This is a genomic window from Pseudarthrobacter sp. GA104, from assembly GCF_009741265.1.
Taxonomy (GTDB): Bacteria; Actinomycetota; Actinomycetes; order Actinomycetales; family Micrococcaceae; genus Arthrobacter.
Map to the genome: position 1 here is coordinate 1,451,195 of NZ_WOWL01000001.1, position 20,565 is coordinate 1,471,759.

General features: G+C 66.5%; 18 protein-coding genes, 2 tRNA genes, 1 pseudogene and 1 riboswitch. Of the genes and pseudogenes, 11 read left to right on the forward strand and 10 right to left on the reverse strand.

Annotated elements, in window-relative coordinates; translation table 11 throughout:
- Positions 1 to 17 precede the first annotated feature (17 nt).
- Positions 18 to 1,853: a phosphoenolpyruvate carboxykinase (GTP) gene (locus GK109_RS06460; RefSeq protein ID WP_157242707.1), complete on the reverse strand. Its 1,836-nt coding sequence runs from the start codon at positions 1,851 to 1,853 to the stop codon at positions 18 to 20.
- A gap of 277 nt (positions 1,854 to 2,130) precedes the next feature.
- Here GK109_RS06460 and GK109_RS06465 point away from each other — a divergent pair.
- From GK109_RS06465 to GK109_RS06490, 6 genes are all read left to right on the forward strand, one after another.
- Positions 2,131 to 2,207: transfer RNA gene (locus GK109_RS06465), tRNA-Arg, on the forward strand.
- Positions 2,208 to 2,288: 81 nt separating this feature from the next.
- On the forward strand, positions 2,289 to 3,740 hold the full coding sequence (locus GK109_RS06470) for an NAD(P)/FAD-dependent oxidoreductase (protein ID WP_370460770.1): 1,452 nt from the start codon (positions 2,289 to 2,291) through the stop codon (positions 3,738 to 3,740).
- Positions 3,741 to 3,820: 80 nt separating this feature from the next.
- Positions 3,821 to 4,486, forward strand: coding sequence for an ABC transporter ATP-binding protein (locus tag GK109_RS06475; protein WP_157239164.1), 666 nt, complete (start codon positions 3,821 to 3,823; stop codon positions 4,484 to 4,486).
- The gene (locus GK109_RS06480; RefSeq protein ID WP_157239166.1) at positions 4,483 to 6,519 is read left to right on the forward strand and encodes a YhgE/Pip family protein; all 2,037 of its coding nucleotides are present in this window, start codon (positions 4,483 to 4,485) and stop codon (positions 6,517 to 6,519) included. Before GK109_RS06475 ends, GK109_RS06480 begins: the two co-directional genes overlap by 4 nt.
- Complete coding sequence (locus tag GK109_RS06485) at positions 6,516 to 7,199, forward strand: TetR/AcrR family transcriptional regulator (protein ID WP_157239167.1); 684 nt, start codon at positions 6,516 to 6,518, stop codon at positions 7,197 to 7,199. The genes GK109_RS06480 and GK109_RS06485 overlap by 4 nt, the downstream gene beginning before the upstream one ends.
- 8 nt (positions 7,200 to 7,207) lie before the next feature.
- The gene (locus GK109_RS06490) at positions 7,208 to 7,915 is read left to right on the forward strand and encodes a hypothetical protein (protein ID WP_157239169.1); all 708 of its coding nucleotides are present in this window, start codon (positions 7,208 to 7,210) and stop codon (positions 7,913 to 7,915) included.
- Positions 7,916 to 7,946: 31 nt separating this feature from the next.
- Here GK109_RS06490 and GK109_RS06495 read toward each other — a convergent pair whose 3' ends face one another.
- Together GK109_RS06495 and GK109_RS06500 are read right to left on the reverse strand one after the other, a co-directional pair.
- Positions 7,947 to 8,474, reverse strand: a complete 528-nt coding sequence (locus GK109_RS06495; protein WP_157239171.1) for a histidine phosphatase family protein — start codon at positions 8,472 to 8,474, stop codon at positions 7,947 to 7,949.
- A gap of 76 nt (positions 8,475 to 8,550) precedes the next feature.
- On the reverse strand, positions 8,551 to 9,417 hold the full coding sequence (locus GK109_RS06500) for a winged helix-turn-helix domain-containing protein (RefSeq protein ID WP_157239172.1): 867 nt from the start codon (positions 9,415 to 9,417) through the stop codon (positions 8,551 to 8,553).
- A gap of 659 nt (positions 9,418 to 10,076) precedes the next feature.
- Here GK109_RS06500 and GK109_RS06505 point away from each other — a divergent pair.
- The 3 genes from GK109_RS06505 to GK109_RS06515 all read left to right on the forward strand — a co-directional run bounded on the left by GK109_RS06505 (position 10,077) and on the right by GK109_RS06515 (position 13,308).
- Positions 10,077 to 10,817: a response regulator transcription factor gene (locus GK109_RS06505; protein ID WP_157239174.1), complete on the forward strand. Its 741-nt coding sequence runs from the start codon at positions 10,077 to 10,079 to the stop codon at positions 10,815 to 10,817.
- Between the two features lie 7 nt (positions 10,818 to 10,824).
- Positions 10,825 to 12,351 (forward strand): HAMP domain-containing sensor histidine kinase, encoded by a 1,527-nt coding sequence (locus GK109_RS06510; protein WP_157239176.1) that lies wholly within the window; start codon positions 10,825 to 10,827, stop codon positions 12,349 to 12,351.
- 95 nt (positions 12,352 to 12,446) lie between these two features.
- Positions 12,447 to 12,607, forward strand: a riboswitch (cyclic di-AMP (ydaO/yuaA leader).
- A gap of 5 nt (positions 12,608 to 12,612) precedes the next feature.
- Entirely contained in the window at positions 12,613 to 13,308 is a 696-nt protein-coding gene (locus tag GK109_RS06515) for a hypothetical protein (RefSeq protein ID WP_157239177.1), read from the forward strand.
- 15 nt (positions 13,309 to 13,323) lie between these two features.
- Here GK109_RS06515 and GK109_RS06520 read toward each other — a convergent pair whose 3' ends face one another.
- From GK109_RS06520 to GK109_RS06530, 3 genes are read right to left on the reverse strand one after another with little or no spacing between them, the layout of a single operon-like run.
- Complete coding sequence (locus GK109_RS06520) at positions 13,324 to 13,713, reverse strand: glyoxalase superfamily protein (RefSeq protein WP_157239179.1); 390 nt, start codon at positions 13,711 to 13,713, stop codon at positions 13,324 to 13,326.
- Positions 13,714 to 13,757: 44 nt separating this feature from the next.
- A complete protein-coding gene (upp, locus tag GK109_RS06525) occupies positions 13,758 to 14,393 on the reverse strand; it encodes a uracil phosphoribosyltransferase (protein WP_157239181.1) in 636 nt (211 codons plus the stop codon).
- 12 nt (positions 14,394 to 14,405) lie between these two features.
- A complete protein-coding gene (locus GK109_RS06530; protein ID WP_157242708.1) occupies positions 14,406 to 15,188 on the reverse strand; it encodes a phosphatase PAP2 family protein in 783 nt (260 codons plus the stop codon).
- 83 nt (positions 15,189 to 15,271) lie between these two features.
- Between GK109_RS06530 and GK109_RS06535 the strand changes: the two genes are divergently transcribed.
- Positions 15,272 to 15,772 (forward strand): nucleoside deaminase, encoded by a 501-nt coding sequence (locus GK109_RS06535; protein WP_157239183.1) that lies wholly within the window; start codon positions 15,272 to 15,274, stop codon positions 15,770 to 15,772.
- Here GK109_RS06535 and GK109_RS06540 read toward each other — a convergent pair.
- From GK109_RS06540 to GK109_RS06555, 4 genes and pseudogenes are all read right to left on the reverse strand, one after another.
- Positions 15,769 to 16,836, reverse strand: coding sequence for a glycosyltransferase family 4 protein (locus GK109_RS06540; RefSeq protein WP_370460440.1), 1,068 nt, complete (start codon positions 16,834 to 16,836; stop codon positions 15,769 to 15,771). The two genes, GK109_RS06535 and GK109_RS06540, sit on opposite strands and share 4 nt — an antisense overlap.
- A gap of 4 nt (positions 16,837 to 16,840) precedes the next feature.
- Positions 16,841 to 17,254 carry a 6-carboxytetrahydropterin synthase gene (locus GK109_RS06545; protein WP_157239186.1) on the reverse strand — a complete coding sequence of 138 codons (414 nt, stop codon included), beginning with the start codon at positions 17,252 to 17,254 and terminating at the stop codon, positions 16,841 to 16,843.
- Positions 17,255 to 17,257: 3 nt separating this feature from the next.
- Positions 17,258 to 18,364, reverse strand: coding sequence for a zinc-binding alcohol dehydrogenase (locus GK109_RS06550; protein WP_231754810.1), 1,107 nt, complete (start codon positions 18,362 to 18,364; stop codon positions 17,258 to 17,260).
- A gap of 159 nt (positions 18,365 to 18,523) precedes the next feature.
- Positions 18,524 to 20,268, reverse strand: a pseudogene (locus GK109_RS06555) (DUF222 domain-containing protein).
- A 165-nt stretch (positions 20,269 to 20,433) separates the two neighbouring features.
- On the opposite strand from GK109_RS06555, the gene GK109_RS06560 reads away from it, so the two are divergent.
- A tRNA-Ser gene (locus GK109_RS06560) sits at positions 20,434 to 20,523 on the forward strand.
- Positions 20,524 to 20,565 lie beyond the last annotated feature (42 nt).

Below are 20,565 nucleotides of genomic sequence, written 5' to 3' on the forward strand. Positions count from 1 at the left end.
TGCTTGATGCCGGCTGGTCAGCTGTGGTCAGCCATGCGTTCCTTCAGGGCTTCCAGCTCGGCACGCAGCGCGTCCGGGAGTGAATCGCCGAACTGCGCGTACCAGTCCTCGATGGACGCCAGCTCGGCGTCCCATTCCTCCCGGTCCACGCGGACAGCCTCCTCCACGTGTGCGTGGGTAAGGTCCAGGCCCGTGAGGTCCAGCGAGTCACCGGTGGGAACGTAGCCGATAGGCGTCTCCACGGCAGCGGCCTTGCCCTCGATACGCTCGATGGCCCATTTCAGGACCCGGGCGTTGTCCCCGAAGCCCGGCCAGGCGAAGCCGCCGTCGGCGGTGCGGCGGAACCAGTTCACCAGGAAGATGTGCGGCAGCCGCTCGGGGTTGGCCTTCCCGGAAACACTGATCCAGTGCTTGAGGTAGTCGCCGGCGTCGTAGCCGATGAACGGGAGCATGGCCATGGGGTCGCGGCGGAGCCTGCCCACCTGGCCGGCTGCGGCGGCCGTGGTCTCCGAGGAGAGCGTGGAGCCCATGAAGATGCCGTTTGTCCAGCTGCGGGCCTGGGTCACCAGGGGAACCGTGGTCTTGCGGCGGCCGCCGAAGAGGATGGCGGAAAGCTCCACGCCTTCGGGGCTGTAGTATTCCTCGGCCAGCATGTCGATCTGGGAGATGGGCGTGCAGAACCGGGAGTTCGGGTGGGCGGCAGGCTTGTCCGAATCCGGAGTCCAGGAGTTGCCCTCCCAGTCGGTGAGATGGGCCGGAACGTCGTCCGTCATGCCCTCCCACCACACGCCCCCGTCGTCCGTGAGGGCCACGTTGGTGAAGATGCTGTGGCCCTTGGCGATGGCGCGCATGGCGTTGGGGTTGGTGCCCCAGCCGGTGCCCGGAGCGACACCGAACAGGCCGGCCTCCGGGTTGGTGGCGCGCAGTTCGCCTTCCTTGCCGATCCGCATCCAGGTGATGTCATCGCCGAGGGTCTCGACTTCCCAGCCTTCAATGGTGGGATCCAGGAGGGCCAGGTTGGTCTTGCCGCAGGCCGACGGGAAGGCCGCCGACAGGTAGTACGACTTCTTCTCCGGCGAGGTGAGCTTGAGGATGAGCATGTGCTCAGCCAGCCATCCTTCGTCGCGGGCCATCACGGAGGCGATGCGGAGGGCGTAGCACTTCTTGCCCAGGAGGGCGTTGCCGCCGTAGCCCGAGCCGAAGGACCAGATGGACCGTTCCTCGGGGAAGTGGACAATCCACTTGTCCGGGTTGCAGGGCCATGCGACGTCGGCCTGGCCGGGTTCCAGCGGGGCCCCCAGCGAGTGCAGGGCAGGGACGAAGAACGCGTTGGTCTCGGTGATCTTGTCCAGCACCGCGGTTCCGATGTTGGCCATGATCCGCATGGAGGCAACAACGTAGGCGCTGTCCGTGATCTCGACGCCGAACTTGGGGTCCTCAGCCTCAAGGTGGCCCATGACGAAGGGGATGACGTACATGGTGCGGCCGCGCATGGAGCCGGCGAACAACCCGCGCAGCTTTTCCTTCATCTCGGCGGGAGCCATCCAGTTGTTGGTGAACCCGGCGTCGCGCTTGTTTTCCGAGCAGATGAACGTCTGCTCCTCAACGCGGGCTACGTCTGCGGGGTCGGAGAAGGCAGCGAAGGAATTCGGAAAGAGATCCTGGTTCAGCCGTGTCAGGGTGCCGGCTGCCACCAGCTCATCGGTCAGCCGGGTGTTTTCCTCTTCGGACCCGTCCACCCAGTAGATGCGGTCCGGCTGCGTTAGCTCTGCAACCTCTTCGACCCACGCCAGCAGACCGGCATGTGTGGTGGGTGCTTTCTCAAGCAGCGGCTTCTGCGCCAGATCGCCCATTTCGGTTCCCTTCCTCGGGTTCATCGGTGTGTCCTAAATGCTATGGTCCGGACCACTGGGGTTTTTGGGACGTATGCTGACGATTTGAGGCCACAGAAATGTAATTCCGCGGGAAATCAAGGAACTTTAGGCTGAAATCCTACGACAAAGTGACGAAGGTCACCTATACCGGTCTAGTAGCCGAGATTACACGCCCCTCGATTTGGCATCCCAGCCAACCCTCGCGTAAAGTAATTCGAGGTTCAGGGAGAGCGGTTCTTCTCCAGGAACACGGAATGCGCCCATAGCTCAGCTGGATAGAGCGTCTGTCTACGGAACAGAAGGTCAGGGGTTCGAATCCCTTTGGGCGCACCAACAAGGTCCGCACCGGTTCGCCGGTGCGGACCTTTTGCGTTAACCACGTCCGCATTGTCCCGGGCGTAGGCTGTCCCCATGATGCCCGAGCCTGTGAAGCAGGAATTTGACGTTGTGGTGATCGGCGCAGGCGCCGTGGGGGAAAACGTTGCGGACCGCGCCGTCCAGGGCGGCCTCTCCGTGGTGCTGGTGGAGGCGGAGCTGGTGGGCGGCGAGTGTTCCTACTGGGCATGCATGCCGTCAAAGGCCCTGCTTCGGCCCGGAACGGCGCTGCACTCTGCGCAGACGACGCCGGGTGCCAAAGAGGCCGTCACACGGACCCTGGATGCTGCAGCAGTGCTCAAGCGCAGGGACCATTTCACGTCCAACTGGCAGGATGACAGCCAGGTTGCCTGGGTCAAGGACTCCGGCATCGACCTCATCAGGGGCCATGCCTGGCTTACGGCTCCCAAGGCGGTCCAGGTTGCGGGGCTGGACGGCACCTCCCACCTGCTGCGGGCGCGACACGCGGTGGTGCTGGCCACAGGGTCAATGCCGAACATGCCCCCGATCGAAGGGCTTGAGGACGTGCAGGTCTGGGGAACCCGGGACGCCACCTCCGCCAGCGAAATTCCGGAGCGGCTGGCTGTCCTGGGCGGGGGTGTTGCCGGCACGGAGCTGGCCCAGGCATTCGCCCGCCTCGGATCCGCCGTGACGCTCGTGGCGCGCAGCAGGCTGCTGGGGAACTATCCGGAGGAGGCAGCCAGCCTGGTTGCCGCGGGCCTGCGGGCGGACGGCGTGGACATCCGGCTCAATACCGCAACGGAGGGCATCACTGCGAACGACGACGGCACCTTCAGTTTGCAGTTGGCCGGCGGGTCAACGGTCATCGCTGACAAGGTCCTCGTCTCCACGGGCAGGCACCCCGCCCTTGAGGGTCTGGGGTTGGAAAGCGTCGGCATCGAGCCGGACAGCCACGGCCGCCTGAGCCTCAGTACGGATAGTTCCGGCCTGGTGGAGGGCATCCCGGGCGACGACCCGTGGCTGTATGCCGTGGGTGACGCGGCGGGCAAGAACCTGCTGACGCACCAGGGCAAGTACGAGGCACGGGCGACGGGCGATGCCATCACGGCCCGGGCCAAGGGCGAACTGACCGGGCGGCCGGCAGACTGGAGCCGCTATTCCCAGACCGCCAACCAGTATGCCGTACCCAACGTCGTCTTTACCGATCCTGAGGTTGCCACCGTAGGCCGCACGCTGGAAAGTGCCCGCGAGGACGGCTACAACGCCTCTTCGGTGGAACTCCCCATCCAGGTGGCCGGGTCTTCACTGCATTCGGAGAACTATGAGGGGTGGGCGCAGCTGGTGGTCGACGAGGACCGGAAGGTACTGCTGGGCGCCACGTTCGCCGGCCCGGACGTCGCCGAGCTCCTGCACGCCGCAACGGTCGCCGTCGTGGGCGAGGTCCCGCTTGACCGGCTGTGGCATGCGGTCCCCTCCTACCCCACGATCAGTGAGGTTTGGCTGCGGCTCCTGGAGAAATACGGCCTGTAGGGCGTCGAACCAGCCGCTATTTGAACTGACCGGTCAGTTTAGTTAGGCTGGAGCTGGACGCATTCTGCGAAAGGCCAATCTTGCTCTCAGCTCAGCTGCTCTCGGTCAGGGGGCGCAGGGACCCCCTGCTTCCGGCCACTTCCCTCCACGTTAACCGCGGTGAACTCCTGCTGGCCACCGGCGGACGGCAGGACCACCGCACGGCCCTTGCGCTGGTCCTCAGCGGCAGGATGAAGGCAACCGGAGGCCGCATCACCTGGGACGGCAGCGAGCGGGTCAAGCCGCGCCGGCTGGCGAGCGCCCTGGTGGACTCCCCGGGCGTCAACGAGCCGGAGCAGCACCTCAGCGTCCGGGACCTTGTCACGGAGGACCTGGCCCTGATCCCGCGCCGCTACCGGGGCGCCCTGCTCAGCAGTCCGTGGCTGAAGGTGAACAGCTTCGAGGACATCGCCGGCCTTTGGACCGAGCAACTGGATCCGGGCCGGCGGCTCGAGCTCCTGACCGCGCTGGCGCTGGCCAATCCGCGCACGGACCTGCTGGTGGTCGATTCCCCCGACCGGCACGGTGACTCCGAGTGGCTGCCGCGGCTCCAGCGGCTGGCGTTCGACGGCGGACGGCCGCTCGCCGTCGTCGCCACTGTTGGCGCCCTCCCGCCGTCGTGGAACGGACCAAGCGTTGCCATCGGCAACGCCGCCACGGGGGATGCCGCGGAAACTGCTGAACTCGAAACAGAGGTTGCCAAATGACGATACTGCGGCTGGCCCGCTCCGAACTCAAGAGGATGACCGGCGGGCTGCTGCCGAAGCTGACCATACTCGCGCTGACCATGGTCCCCCTGCTGTACGGCGCCGTCTACCTCTACGCAAACTGGGATCCCTATGGCAACCTCGACCACGTCGACGCAGCCCTTGTTGTTGAGGACGCCGGAGCCCCGGCCAGCGACGGAACGCGGCTTGACGCGGGAGCGAAGGTGGCGGACAGCCTGGTGGACGGCAACGTGTTCCACTGGATACCCGTAGCCACCACGGAAGAGGCGGACCAAGGAGTCAGCAGCGGTGAATACGCGTTCGCACTGAAAATTCCGCGGGACTTTTCGGCCAACCTGGTCTCCCCCGGCAGTTTTGATTCCGCCAGCCAGGCAATGCTGAACGTCACCACCAACGATGCCAACAACTACCTCCTGAGCACCATCGTGGATAAACTCACCACCGCCGTCCACAGCACCGTTGCCACGGAGGTGGGCGAGGAAACGGCCAACCAGCTGCTGACGGGTTTTGGCACCATCCACGCACAGATGGTCAAGGCGGCAGACGGCGCGGGCCAGGTGGCGGACGGCGTGGCGCAGCTCCGCGACGGAGCCGCCGCCCTCCATGAGGGCACCTCCGAGCTGAGCAACGGCGCCGGCGGGCTTTATGCCGGGCAGGCCAAGCTGCGCGACGGCGCCAACGAGCTGACCGACGGCGCAGGCCAGCTCAGCAGCGGACTCTCCACGCTCAAGGACAAGACGTCCACGCTGCCCACCGATTCCCGTACCCTCGCCGCCGGGGCAGCCCAGGTGGCAGCCGGAAACGCGCAGCTGAACGCCAAGGTGCAGAACGTTGCAGCCCAGCTGGAAGCCGCAGACCAGGGGCTCCGGACACGGGTGCTGGAATCAAACAGCAGGCTTATCGCGGCAGGCGTCCTTACGCAGGAGCAGGCCGACAGCATCCTGGCCGACTTCGACGCCACAGCCGGCTCGAGCCCAATGGCTGCAGCCAAAACGGGAATCCAGGCAGATGCCGCCCAGATCCAGCAACTGGCGGACGGGGCACAGTCTGTCAGTGCCGGCGCGGCGCAGCTCGCCGCCGGCACGCCGGCACTGAGGGACGCCGTGTCGCAGGCTTCGTCCGGCGCCGACCAGCTGCACACCGGGGCTGCCGCACTGGCCACCGGAGAACAGGCCGCGCTCGACGCGGCCGGCCGTCTTGCTGACGGAGCAAGCAGTGTGGATGCCGGGGCGGCCCAGCTGATGAATGGTGCCGGGACGGCAGCGGGCGGGTCACGCACGCTGGCGGACGAAATCGGCAAAGGCGCCGGGCAGGTGCCCAACCCCGATGACGCCCAGAAGAGCAACATCTCCCGCGTCATGGCAGACCCTGTGGCGGTCAGCAACGTCTCACAGGCCAAGGCCGAGTCCTACGGGGCCGGGCTGGCACCGTTCTTCCTCGCCCTCGCGCTGTGGATCGGCATCTTCATGCTGGTCCAGGCAATGCGTCCCATCACCCAGCGGGCGCTGGCGTCCAATGCGGCGTCCTGGAAGATCGCACTGGGCGGCTGGCTCCCGTTCCTGGCGGTCTCGGCGGTGCAGGCAACCCTCCTTACCCTGGTCGTGAATCTTGCCCTGGGGCTCAATCCCGCCCACCCTGTCCTGATGTGGTTCTTTATGCTGGCCGCAGCAATGGCGTTCAGTGCCCTCATCCAAGGCGTTGTGGCGCTGCTCGGCTCTCCGGGGAAACTCGTGGTGCTCATCCTACTGGTCCTGCAGCTGGTGTCCTCCGGCGGGACCTTCCCGTGGCAAACCACCCCGCAGCCGCTCCACGTGGTGCATGAGGTCCTGCCCATGGGCTATGTAGTGGCCGGGATGCGGCACCTGGTCTATGGCGGGGACCTGACCATGATCGCACCCACGGTCCTGGGCCTGGTGGGCTATACCGCCCTGGGCGCGGCCATGTCCACGGTTGCGGTGCGCCGGAATAAGTACTGGACCCTGAAGACGCTGAAACCTGAGATTGCGGTATGAGCACGGAACCACCGGGAGCGGCGAAGAGCCTGCGCACCGCCCGGACTACCGCTACGCGCCAGAAACTCTTCGAGGCGTCCATGGAACTCATCGGCGAGCGGGGTGCGGCCGGCGTCACGGTTGATGAGATCGCCGCTGCGGCAGGCGTCTCCAAGGGAACCGTCTACTACAACTTCGGCAGCAAGTCGGAGCTCATCGCGCAGCTGCTGCGGCATGGGGTGGACATCCTGAAGGCCCGCCTCCTGGGAGCACCGGAACAGGGAGCAGGCCAGCCCGGGGGCCGAGCCGGGGCTGGCGGCTCCCGGGCAAGCGACCCGCTGCTGGCCATGGAGGCAATGATCGGACAGGCCCTGGACTTCATGGCGGACTACCCGTCCTTCGCGCGCCTCTGGGTCAGCGAAAACTGGCGTACGCCCAGCGAGTGGCAGGGCACCTTCGCCGTCCTTCGCGGCGAGCTGCTCGGCGTGATCGGGGAGGCAGTGGAGAAGGTGGCGCAGGCATACCCGGTGGACCCGTCGGTTTCCCGGGGCAGCCTGGAAACCGCCATTTTCGGGGCCTGCTTCGTGGTGGGACTGGACCGCCAGACATACCACCCCGAGCGGACGCGTGACCAAAGCGTTGCAGCAATCATGGCCATCATGCGCGGCTACGTGCTGAAGCAACCCTCAGCTCAGGGATGATTGGACCCATGGGGAAGAGCGGAAAGTTCGCGGTTATTTCCGGTGTTGTTGCGGCCGGCCTGCTGGTGCTGACCGGGATGACGCTCGCCGAGCCGGTATTCATTGCGTTCCTCGGTGTCCTGGCGCTGGCATGCCTGGCCTGCATCACGGAGATCCTGAACCGGGGGCGGCGCCTTGCCCTGCTCGTAGCATGCGCGGGCACCAGCCTCACCATCGGCTTTTCCCTCGCCTTCGTCAGCACGTGGGAACTGGCTTTCGCCGGCCAGTCCTCGTTCGTCGGAACGCCGTTGCCCACTGACGACCCCGACAACTACTTTTTCGGCGCTGCCACTGCAGCCGTGGTTACCCTGCTCGTGCTGTTCGTCGGTGCGGCCTGGCCCCGCGGGCGCCGGCTGCACGCGCTGTCGCGGACAGGCACGGCTGGACGGAGTACGGCTGGACGGGGCCCCGGCAGAAAGGGCACGGCAACAAAGGGCACGGCAGGCAGGAACACAACAAGCAGGGGCACGGCCAGCAGGGACGCTTCCGTGAAAGGCCGGACGACGGCGGGCAGGCCGGCCGCCAAGGGAACAGCCCAGCGCAAACCGGCCCAGCAGGCCGGGGGCCTCCGCGCGCCCGCGCGGGTGCCTTCAAGCGCAGCCAACCGCCCGTCGTCGTCCGCTTCCCCTGCCAGGACGCCGCCGAAAACGGGGGCCAAAACCACGCCGCGCCGGTGACTCCTGCCGGCCCGGCAGGATGGGCGCCAGGTTAGTGGGCCCGGGGAACCTTGAACTTGGTGATGCGGGCGTCCTGTCCGTCCAGTTCGGCCCAGGATTTCTCCGTCTCCAGGACGGTGAGGGCGTTGGTGGGGTACCGGGTGGCAGCGTCCATGTAGGCATGGTGGTCGGAATCCCGCGAGGCGAGGTGCATTGCCAGGTCCTGGACCCCCGGCAGGTGTGAAATCACCATCAACGTGGTCACGGTGGCCGGAACGTGGTTGATGACCGTCAGCATCCGAAGTGCTGAGGCAGCGTACAGCCCGTCCTCAAGCTTGGGGGTGGGCGCTTTGTCCCCCAGCTCCGAGCATACCCAGGTGCAGGTCTGCCTGGTCCGCAGGGCACTGGAGCAGAGGATGAAGTCCGGGACGATGTTGTGCTTGAGCAGCCAGCGGCCGGCCAGGGGCGCCTCCCGGTGGCCGCGCTCCTCCAGCGGACGCTCGTGGTCGGCCACCCCGCCCGGCCAGTCGGCCTTGGCATGGCGCATGATCACAAGCCGTCGAAGATGGTGCCCACTCATGGCCCTAGCCTATAGCCCGCCGCCCAAGCCAGGCACGGAGGGCACATACGCAGAGAGCGCGGCCTTGAGGTTAGTGCTAGATCGAGTATTCCGGAGCGGCCCAGACAACCACTTCGGGGTGCTCGTAGAACCGGTATCCCTGGCCGCGGACGGTGCGCACGGTGTTGGCGAGGCGGCCCAGCTTGGAGCGCAGCCGGCGGATGTGGACGTCGATGGTGCGCTCGTTGGGGACCTCTTCGGCGTTGCGCCAGAGGCCTTCCAGGAGCTCATCGCGGCCCACGGTGCGGGTTCCGTTCTCCACAAGGTAGTTCAGGAGCTCGAACTCCTTGAACGTCAGGTTGAGGGACTCGCCGTCCAGGTGGACTTCGCGGCGAGCGAGGTCGATCAGGACACCGGACGGGCGCGGCTCCTGGGCCTGCGCGGGACGCGTGGCCTCAGTGCGCGGGCGGTTGTTGACGGTGGGGTCACCGAACGTGGAACGGACGACGTCGAGCGCGGAACCGGGAGTACCTGCGGGGGCCACGGCGACGGCTGCGTAGCTTTCGGCCCCGGACACCAGGGACTGGGCGTAGGCGCGGATTTCCTGGGCCAGCTTGGCGATGGAGGTCCCGGCGGCTGCCGCGGTTTCCTCGTCGATGCCCATGTAGAGCACGAATCCGCGGGCGACGTTGTCATTGGCGACAGGCCGGACAGCAGCCGGACCGGCCACTACGGGAGTGGGGGCCGTCATCGGTGCCGCCTCGGCAGGCTGGACGGCACGGAGCTGCCCGTAGGAATTGGGGTTATAGCCCTGGGGCGCGTAGCCCTGGGCGGGAAAGTTGCTTCCGGAAGCAGAGGGAGCAAGGGCAGGGCGGGGGCCGAAGCCGGGGCGGAGGCCGGTCTGCTGGCCCGCCTTGGCGGCGTTACGGACAGAGATGTGGACGTATCCGGATGCAACTGACATAAGTGCTTACCTCAATGTGAATGGCCGTCATCACGGCCCGAATGCTGGGTTTCCCCATAAAGCGAACTGGGGAGGGGCGCCCGACGCTGGGCTGGGGGCGAATGCCTAAGAACTTCGGAGGGTGGGAAGGTCAGGCGTGCATTCGACAACAGCGCATGTCGGCAGCAGCGGATGTGCTGGGCCAATATTCTGCGTCTGCAGGTGCTGTTGAGTTCTTGTTCACATTGGAAGTGTGCAGCGTAACAATGCCAACTTGCAAGTAACAATGGACGCGATCGTCCGCATAATGAGACGAACTGGGCTAATGTGCCGCAAATCACGATTCTGGCGGAGCCATAAAAATAACGCTTGTTATCCCTTGGAGGCGTCCGATTCCGCCCCTAGGCAGAATTTTGTTCGACAGCATGGCGCTTCCCGTCGAAAATATTCAAGACTGGGACTGATAGGGAAATCCCACTCACCGCCTTGCTGGCGTGTCCAGCCGCCCGCGTTTTCGGACAAGAAATTTTCCCGGAAAACTGCCGCGCGACGGCAATCCCGCAGCAGCGGCCACGCAGGAGCAGCCGCATTTCCGGCATCCAGCTCGCTAGGCTGGGATTCACAGCTTGGTCACAGGAATGCCATAGCCGGGCTTAAACCAATAATCGGAAAGTTGTCCCATGGCCACGTCGCACTCCATGACAAACAACCTCCCCAAACTCACCCATCCGGACGGCTCCCCCATCAGGGCCCTCGTCGTGGATGACGAACCCAGCCTCTCTGAACTCATGAGCATGGGGCTGCGCATGGCGGGCTGGTCCGTGGCAGTAGCTGCCGACGGCCCGGAAGCGGTGAAGCTGGCCAAGGACTTCCGCCCCGACGTCCTGGTATTGGACGTCATGATTCCAGGGTTCGACGGCGTCGAGGTCCTGAACAGGATCCGCGCTTTCGCACCCGAGGTTCCCGCGCTTTTCCTGACCGCCAAAGACGCGGTCCAGGACAGGATCGTGGGCCTCGCTGCCGGCGGCGACGACTATGTGACCAAACCCTTCAGCATGGAGGAAGTCCTGCTGCGGCTGCACCGGCTGGTCCAGCGCTCCGGAGTTGCCGCCATGGACACTGCGGAACTGGTAGTGGGAGACCTTGTGCTCAACGTCGACACCCGGGAGGTGACCCGCGCGGGCGAGGAGCTCCAGCTGACGGCCACCCAGTTCGAGCTGCTGCGCTACCTCATGGAGAACCCAAAGCGCGTCATCAGCAAGGCCCAGATCCTGGACCGGGTGTGGAACTACGACTTCGGCGGGCAGGCAAACATCGTGGAACTCTACATCTCCTACCTGCGCAAGAAAGTGGACGCCGTGCACCCTCCCATGATCCACACCGTGCGGGGCGCCGGGTACGTCATCAAGCCGGCGGAGTAGGCGCGCCATGACCTCCGTGCACACCGCGGAGCCGCAGCCCCGGAGCTGGCTCAAACCCGCCACCTGGCACTTGCGCACACGCCTTATCCTGCTGGCCATGGCGCTGTTGATCGCCATCTGCGGTGCGGTGGGCGTAGCCAGCTACGCCTCGATGGACTCCTTCCTCACCCGCCAGCTGGACGAGCAACTGAGCCAGGCCGCAGCCCGCTCCAACGATCCCGGCCGGCCTCCCTCCGGCGGCTTCAACGGCAGGGACCCCCTGGATTCCCGCGGACAAAGCGTGGGAACACTGAACGCCCGCATCCTCAACGGCCAGGTCAACAGCGCCGGCTTCCTGGCCCCGGACACTACGCGCTCTGCGCTGTCCTCCGAGGACAAGCAGGTCCTGCTCGCACTGGCCACCGATGCCCGGCCCGTTGACCGCACGCTCTCAAACGGTGACTACCGGCTGATTGCGGTCAAGACCAGTTTCGGCGACGTCCTGGTCACAGGGCTCCCCCTGGCCGCCAAGGAGAGCACGCTGACGTCCCTGGTGTGGACCTTCGTGTTCGTCTCGCTGGGCGGGTTGCTCCTGATCGGGCTGGTGGGCACGGTCCTGATCCGCCGCACCATGAAGCCCCTTGAACAGCTCTCCGAGGTGGCCACCCGGGTTTCGCAGCTGCCCCTGGACGCCGGCGAGGTGGCACTCGCCGTTCGCGTCCCGCCGTCGAACTCCAACCCTGGAACTGAGGTGGGCAGCGTGGGGCACGCGCTGAACCTCATGCTGGACAACGTTGCGAATGCGCTGCAGGCGCGGCAGAAGAGCGAGACCAAGGTCCGGCAGTTCGTGGCTGACGCCTCCCATGAGCTGCGCACGCCGCTGACCGCCATCCGCGGCTACACCGAACTGATGAGAATGACGGAAAACTTCACTCCGGACGGGGAGAAGTCGCTGGCACGGGTGCAAAGCCAGTCGGAACGGATGACCGCTTTGGTGGAGGATCTCCTGCTGCTCGCGCGGCTCGACGAGGGCCAGCCGCTGAAGCTTGCCGAGGTGGACCTGACCCAGCTGGTGGTGGAAGGCGTCAGCGATGAGAAGGTCATGGCGCCAGGGCACACCTGGCGGCTGGAGCTCCCCGACGAGCCGGTGGTGGTGAACGGGGATCCGTCCCAGCTGCGGCAGGTGCTGATGAACCTGCTCTCCAACGCCCGCAAGCACACCCCTCCGGGAACCACGGTGGTAACGGGGGTGCGGAAAACGCCGGAGGGCGCCGCAGTGGTGACCGTAACGGACGACGGCGGCGGCATACCGCCGGAGTTCGTGGACCAGGTCTTCGCCCGGTTTGCCCGCGCAGACGCGGCACGTGCGGGGACCAGCGCGCCCGGCGCGTCCGCCGCTGAAGGAACCAGCGGTTTGGGCTTGTCCATCGTCGAGTCCATTGTTGAGGCCCACGGCGGACGGGTAACGGTGACGTCGCAACCCGGCCGCACGCAGTTCGCCCTGCGGCTACCCCTCATGCGGGGAATGGCACAAGGCGGCGCGCCGTCATCGTGACCTCCGTTACCAAAATGTGACTTATGCGCTGAACTCCTGTACCGTCGAATGGGTGCGGTCCCCGTTCGGGCCGCATATCCCGGGTTGACGCCAAGCTCTGCCACTTCCCGGATTCCTCTTGAACAACGGCAGAGGCGGGGGACCCACCGTCCCGGGCACTGACTGCCCTTGGGGTTAAGCCTGCACGTGTTTTTTCCGTGCGGCCGGATGCCCTCATCCGAACCCGACAGCTAACTCCGCAGGTGTGAGAGGCGATCTATTATGTCGAAGTTCCTTGTAAAACCACGCCCGAATTCAGGCACGGATGCACGCTCCACGCGTGCAGCAGGCAAATTCCCCTCCGTCGGCCGGCGCGCCGGGCTGCTGGCAGCATCCTGCGCCCTCCTTGTTGGAGTTGGCGCTGCGGGCCAGGCCACCGACACGGGTGCCCGCGTGGCAGCCACCGGGGCGCAGGCTTCGGAGTCCCATTCCAAGCTGAGCATGGAGCAGAGCGAAATCCGGGCCAACCCTGCGCCTGAGCCCGCAGCCGAGCAGATCAACGTTGTCCCGCAGGCAGCCGAACCTGCTCCCGTTGCCGAGCCCGCACCGGCTCCTGCGCCGGAACCCGCTCCGGCCCCGGCACCCGAGCCCGCGCCCGTCGTCGCGGTTAATGATCCCGCAGGCGCCCAGGCGTACGCCGCAGGCCAGCTGGCTTCCTATGGCTGGGCTCCGGACCAGATGCAGTGCCTGCAGACCCTCTGGACCAAGGAATCGGACTGGACCACCACGGCCACCAACCCGAGCAGCGGCGCCTACGGCATCGTCCAGTCCCTGCCGGCTGAGAAGATGGCCAGCGCCGGAGCCGACTACCTCACCAACTACCGCACGCAGATCAACTGGGGCCTGAACTACATCCAGGAGCGCTACCAGTCGCCGTGTGGTGCACTGAACTTCCACTTGTCGAACAACTGGTACTAGGCGGGATGCAGTAACCTACTTCTGCTGCTCCCCCGCGTCCCGGCCGGGGATGTACTGGACGGCCCACCGGTTCCCGTCCGGATCCGCGAAGTACACAAAATGGCCCCAGTCCTGCACGTCCACTTCGCTCACGTCCACCCCGTTGCCCTTCAGGTGCTCGTAGGCAGCCTGGATGTCGCTGACCACGAGCTGGAGGTTCGAGCCGGTACCCGGAGGCGCGTCCGTGAGCCCTTCCCCGATGCAGATGGAGCAGGCCGAGCCGGGAGGAGTCAGCTGGACAAAGCGGATGGAGTCCGTGGGCCGCTGATCGAAATCGGCATTGAACCCCACCTTGTTGACGTAGAAATCCTTGGCCCGGTCCACGTCGGACACAGGGACAAACACAAGTTCCAGTTTCCAGTCCATCCGCACAGGCTAGCCCTGCGGCCGGGAACAGGAAAGGCCTGGCTTTAGCCTGCGATGCCGTACAGCCGGTCGCCTGCGTCGCCGAGGCCGGGAACGATGTAGGACTTCTCGTTGAGCCTTTCGTCGATGGAGGCCAGCACGATGGTGACGTTGGCGCCGGAGAGTTCTTCCTCCAGCTTCGCCAGTCCTTCCGGAGCGGCAAGCAGGCAGATGCAGGTGACATCAGAGGCGCCGCGCTTGAACAGGAACTTGATGGCTTCGCGCAGCGTCCCGCCGGTGGCCAGCATGGGGTCCAGGACGAAGATCTGCCGGTCGGTAAGGTCCTCAGGCAGGCGCTCGGCGTACGTGATGATGTCCAGGGTTTCCTCGTCACGGGCCATGCCGAGGAAGCCCACTTCAGCTGTGGGGACGAGCTTGGTCATGCCCTCGAGCATTCCAAGGCCCGCGCGCAGGATGGGCACCACCAGCGGGGTGGGCTTGGTGAACGCCGTGCCCACGGTGGTGCTGACGGGCGTTTCGATGGTGACGGGCTCGGTGCGGACCTCGCGCGTTGCCTCGTAGGCGAGGAGCGTCACCAGCTCCTCCGTCAGCTGCCGGAAGACCGGGGACGGAGTGTTTTTGTCGCGGAGGACAGTGAGCTTATGGGCGACCAGCGGGTGGTCCACAACGAGAGTGCGCATTGGTCAAAACTATCACCCGGCCGCCGGCCCCCTCCCCGGCACTTCGCCGCTGGCCTCCGGCTCCCCGGTGTGGTCCTCGCGGAGGACGGGGTGTTCAAACGTGGGCGCAGGGCCCGCGTGCTCGCGGCGGCGTATCAGGTGGAACAGCCGGTGGGCGAGGATCACCATGGACACCCACGCAAGGCCAAGGAACCAGCCGGCCATCACATCGGTCAGCCAATGGTGTCCCAGGAAAACCCTGCTCAGGCCCATGGCGATGATGAAGATGGCTCCGGCCGTTATCGCGGCGATCCTAGCCCACAGGATTTGGAACTGGAGGCACATCAGATAGACCAGGACGCCTATCACCACAGTTGTGTTCAGCGTGTGTCCGCTCGGGAAGGACGGTGTGGTCTCATAGGGCGGCACCGCCTCCGAATGGTCCGGACGGGTCCTGCCGACCAGTCGCTTGCCGAGGGTGGTGGCAGTTGTGGAAACGAGGGCAGCGCCGCCCACCAGGACGATGGGCCGCCACGTCCTGCTCAGTAATGTCAGCCACGCGGTGAGGATGCTGGCGAGAATGGGCATGCCGATCCCCCCGCCCACGTTGGTAAAGCCGGTGGCGAAGGCGTCCACCTCGGGATTCCGCAGCGACTGGGAGTATTCCAGCGCGGGAATATCCAGGCTGGCCAGCCCCTCCTCGTCCACTACATTCGCGTATACCTCCGCACCGAGCAGGGCCAAGGTGACCACCAGTGTTCCGCCGATGATCAGGGTCAGCCACAAGGCGGCATAGGGCTTGATCCACTTGTCCATGCGGTCTCGGACGGTGCTCACTGTGCCTCCCGGCGTCTGGGGCGTCACGGGCTCGGGTTATCCCACGAAACTATCATTGAGCCATGGTCTCCGCAGATAAAAAACACGACGCGTGGATGGGCCTTGCCCTGGCCGAGGCCCGCCGCGCCCTTGCTACGGAGGATGTGCCGATTGGTGCGGTGGTCATAGGGCCCGACGGCGCCGTGCTGGGTTCCGGCCGGAACCAGCGGGAGGAGCTTGGTGATCCCACCGCCCACGCCGAGATGGTTGCCATCCGGGAGGCGGCAGAACGGTTGCGCCAGCTTTCAGTGCTCGACGGCGGCAGCGGAGACGGCTGGCGGCTCGCCGACTGCACGCTGGTGGTGACCCTGGAGCCCTGCGCCATGTGCGCCGGCGCCATTGTCCTGGCCCGGATTCCGCGGGTGGTCTTCGGGGCTTGGGATGAAAAAGCGGGGGCGGCAGGATCCGTGTTCGACGTGCTCCGCGAGCGCCGCCTGAATCATTGGGTTGAGGTTTATCCCGGGGTGCGCGAGGCGGAGTGTGCCGGGCTGCTGCGTGATTTCTTCGCCGGGCACCGGCTCTAACTCCTGGTGGCGTCCAGCACTACGGCCGCTGTCCGGTCCCAACCCGGCAGCGTGCTCCTCGCCTGAACCGCCCTTTCGCGCCAGGAAGCCCTGGCTGCGGTGTCCTCCAGCCAGCTGCGGAGGACCTGGGCCAGCAGGGCCGGGTTGGCAGGGTCGTCATCGGCAGGGAAGGCGACCTTCGCCCCGGGAAGCGGGCCGCCGTCGTCGTCCGTACCCGGTGCGCCCAGGCGCAAGGCCTCGACGGCGCCCGTCCCCTCGCGCACGATCACCGGGATACCGCGGGCGAGCGACTCGGTGACCACCATGCCGAAGGCCTCAGCGCGGGAGACCAGCAGGCTGAGGTCTGCCCGCAGCCATGCGTTTTCGAGCGCCTGTCCCGTCAGCTCGCCGGTGAGCCGGATCCGTCCGCCCAGGCCGTTCGCCTGAACGGCAGCGCGAACCTTGCCGGTGTATTCCGCGTCTGCCCGGTCCGAACCCACCAGGGCTGCCGTCCAGTCGAGGTCCTGCAGCAAGCCCAGCGCTCCAACCACAAGCAACTGGTCCTTGTTGGGCAGGAGCGCGGCCACGGCAACGATATGGGGCGGCGTGGATCCCGGGGCCAGCGGAGCCGGGTCGGTGCCGGGAAGGGCGACCTTCAACCCATGTAGGCCATGGCGTGCCGCCAGGACATTCCTGGCCCAGGTGCTGGTGCACAGCACCCCGGTGGCGGCACGCAGGGACCTTGCCTCAAGTCCGTAGCGGGCGGGTGCAGGCATGTGGACCAGCACCCAGGTTTCCCGGCCGGCTTTGGCCGCGAATTCCAGCTCATCCGGCGCACCCATGGCGATCAGCCCATCCACAAGGATCACGGTGCCCTGCAGTCCTGCGTCCGGTTCCCAGGCGCCAAGCAGGATGCCCAGCCGGCGCCGAGCGTGGGCATTGGCTTCAGGCCAGGAGCCGTCCACTGCGATCACCTCGACCTCTGTCCCCAAGGCCTCCAAGCCCTGCACCAGCCGCGCGTTGTAGACGTTCCCGCCGGAATGGTGGTGGATGTTGCCGGGTACCAGCAGGCGGATGCGGGGCACGGGATCAGGCTGCTGGAGAGTCCGCTGCCGGGAGATCCAGCGAGTAGGTGGCCCAGGCATCCGGGTTCTCCCGCAGGGTGACGTCGATGCCCTCAAGACGGCCGCCGTCGTCGTCATCCTTCAGCTTTTCCGCAACTGAATGGGCAATGTATTCCGCGAGCGCCTCAGTGGTGCTGAGTTTGCCCGCAAAATCCGGATGCTCGTCCAGGTTGCGGTAGTTCAGGCCTGCCAGGACCTCCTCGATAATGGTGCCGGCGGCGCCGATGTCCAGCACGATCGCGTCCTTGTTGAGCGTCCGACGGCGGAAGGACACCTCGGCGACAAAAGTCGCCCCGTGCAGGGCCTGGGCCGGCCCGAACGCCTCACGGGGCAGGCTGTGGGCGATCATGAAGTGGCGGCGGACGGTCAGGCTGAACATGGACTACCTCTGGTCTTCTCGGGTCTGGTGCGGGTCTTTGTTCTCGGGGTCTTTGTTCCCGCGGTCTTTGTTCCCGCCGCCTTCGTTCCCGCCGCCTTCGTCGGTGGGGTATTCGATGACGTGGCACAGGGCTTCAAGCTTCCCGTGGGCGAGGTCCTGCACCGTGCCGGGCAACTCGGCGAACCGCGAGGTACCGGTGAGGAAGGCATCGAATACGGGGTCCTTGAGCAGCGAGACGGCGAGGTCCAGGCGGTCGGCGCTGGTCCTGCGGTGGCGGCGCGCACGCGCCACCACACCCACCTGGCTGGCCCGGATGGACAGCCGCCGGGCATGGAAGTCCTCCCCCAGCGGCAGGGTTACCTCGCGGTTGGCGTACCAGGACATCTCGATGACGTCCCCCTCGTCGCCCACGAGCTGCAGGCTCCGCTCCAGGCCTTCCTGGGATGCAGAGCAGTGAAAAACGATGTCGCAGTCGGCCAGGGCGTCATCCGGGCGGGCGAAGTCCACGCCCAGGGACTCCGCCAGGTGCTTCCGGCCCGGATCCAGGTCCACCAGCTGCAAGCGCTGCAGCGGGAAGGTCCTCAGCAGGGTGGCAACCATGCCGCCCACCAGCCCGGCTCCCACCACCGCAACCCGGTCTCCCAGCCGCGGACCCGCCTCCCACAATGCGTTCACGGCGGTCTCCACCGTGCCGGTGAGCACTGCCCGGCGGGAGGGCACGTCATCAGGGATCTTCGTCAGTGAGCTGACCGGCACCACGTAGCGGTCCTGGTGGGGGTTAAGGCAGAAGACGCGCTGCCCCGCCCAGCCCTCCGGACCCTCCTCGACAACCCCGACGGAGAGGTACCCGAACTTCACCGGCCCGGGGAAGTGTCCCTCCTGGTGGGGTGCCCTCATCTCCTCGGCAACCCGGGGCGGAACAGCGCCTGCATGGACCACCATTTCCGTGCCCTTACTGATGCCGGAGTACAGGGCGCGGACCAGGGCCTCGTCCGACCCGCGGGCAGGCAGCTCCTCGGGCCGGAGCTCGCCATGTTCCCTGGCTGTGGTCCAGTAGGCGGTTGCGTGCGTGCGACTGGATTGATGCGCTGGACTGGATTGATTAGTCATGTTGCTGATGAATCTAGCCGTCAACGTGCGCGCGGGAAAGCTGGACGGCGGCAGTCCCCTTGTCCCGTCGCTTCCTCCCCGTCGGGAGGCACAGTCCGGTTCCCGTCGGGAGGCACAGTCCGGGCAGGCCTCACCATCACGATTGCGGAGAGGGCTTCGTTACGTGACGCCAGCGCTTGCCTGGCAGGCCATCTCCCACCAAACATCTTCGGGCAGCGGGTCCTTGGGCTGCTGGTACCCAGGCACGAACCAGTCAGCAAAAGTGTCCTCGGGGAACTCCTCCTTTGGATACAGGTCCTGGAGCGACAGATCCTGGAGCGACCGGCCGGCCGCTGGAGGCCAAGCATCAGACAAGTCATCAGGCAGCGACACCCCCGAAAGGTCGTTGGGCGGTGGCCACATCTCCGCACTGTCATCAAGCGCGCGGAGCCCTGCCGGCACAGCCCGTTCCGGCCACCGTGGTGGTTCCCAGTCCTGGTGTTCGCTTGTGTAGTGGCGGCCGGTGGGTGAGGTCCAGCCGGGTGGTTCGTTCTTTGTTGCGGGGGTGGGTTTCCAGCCGCTGGTGTGGCGGAGTTTGTGGTGTTTCGGGCAGGGCTGTCCGAGGTTCGAGACTCCTGTGGTGCCGCCGTTGTGCCAGGCGAGGAGGTGGTCGGCTTCGTTGTCGAGGGAGGGGTTGCTGCAGCCGGGGAAGGGGCATTTGCCGTCCCGCAGCCTGAGCCAGTTCCGCATCGCCTTGGTCACCCGGTAGCTGGTGCGGCCGATTTCCAGGGGCGCCCCGTCCCGCGGGTCCACCAGCACCCGGTAGAAGGAGCTGGCACCGTCGGCGACGAGGTCCCGGGCCATCGAGGCAGGGATGGGGCCGGCCCCGTCCAGCACCGCCGGCTCGTCCGTCAAGCCCATCAGGGAAAACACGGGCACGGTGACCAGCACCTGCGGCCGAATCGACGACGACGGGCCGGGACCTGCCACCTCCCGCCGCCGGAACTTCCCGCCTCACCGTGCCCGGCACTGGTTGCCTCGCTGTGCCCGGTAACCCGGGAGATGTTCCCGCCGCCCAGGAGCGCCTCGGCGAAATTGTCGGCCCTGAGCTGGGTCAGGGTGCGGGCCTCGTCCGGGCCCTGCAGTCCCCGGGAAATGGCGGTCAGCCGGTTCCAGATCGCGGACGCCTGGTCCGCGGGCAGGTAGGCGGCCACCCAGGCCATCGCATCATTATCCGGCCAGCACTCCACCCGCCGGTCCGCCAGGGACTTGGCGTGCCGCTTCGCCAGGCTCTCCGGATGGTGCCGCTCCCGCCACCCCCGCGCCTTGGCCCTGAACCGGTACGCGGGCATCTCCCCCACAGGGCACCCGCGGACCGCCCCCGGGGCGTCCGGGTCCAGGAAATGGGCCTCCAGGGCCGCCGCCCCGGCCGGGCCAAGGCCGACGGTCTGGTCCACCATGGTCCGGGCATGCGCCCAGGAAATCGTCCCGCCCTGCAGGGCGGCCAGGGTCCGGGGCAGCGACGCGGTCAAGGCATGGGCTTCAGCCAGCAAAGCTCCGGCGGCCCGGTCACCGATGGCCAGCGCACACCCGACCTCCGCCACCAGGCTCCGGTCCTGCGCCGTGGCCTCGTGAGGGGACCCGGGCGGAGGATTCATCGCCTTCGTCGCCCCGGCAAGGGCCGCCGCGGCCACTGCCTTCACCGCCGCCAACTTCGCTTCCGACCGCGCCACCCCACCCAGGACATCCAACGCCGCATCAGCAACCCGCTGCAACGGATCATCAACGCCCCCGCCCCCGCCACGGCCACCGGAAACGGCAGGCCCGCCCGCGGCAAGGCCTCCGCCAGCCAGCGCAGCCATAAACGCCGCGACAGAAGCGTCAACCGCTTCCTCCCCCTGCACCACCGCCGCGTTCGATTCCATACCTCCATCATCGCGAGGGGGTCCGACATTATTAGGCCCTCAGCCCACCGCTGCGAAAAAGTTTTTGAATCTTCTTGGGGCCACCTCTGCCCGGACCATAACGGGCCAGGCGTGATCGGCCCCGTTTTGGGGATGGGCGCCTCGCTCCGGTACCCTATTGAGGTTGGTGACGTGTCCGAGCGGCCGAAGGTGCAACACTCGAAATGTTGTTTGGTGTAAAAGCCAACGTGGGTTCAAATCCCACCGTCACCGCCAAGTAGCAGGGCCCCGCTTCTCTTTATGAAAGAGAAGCGGGGC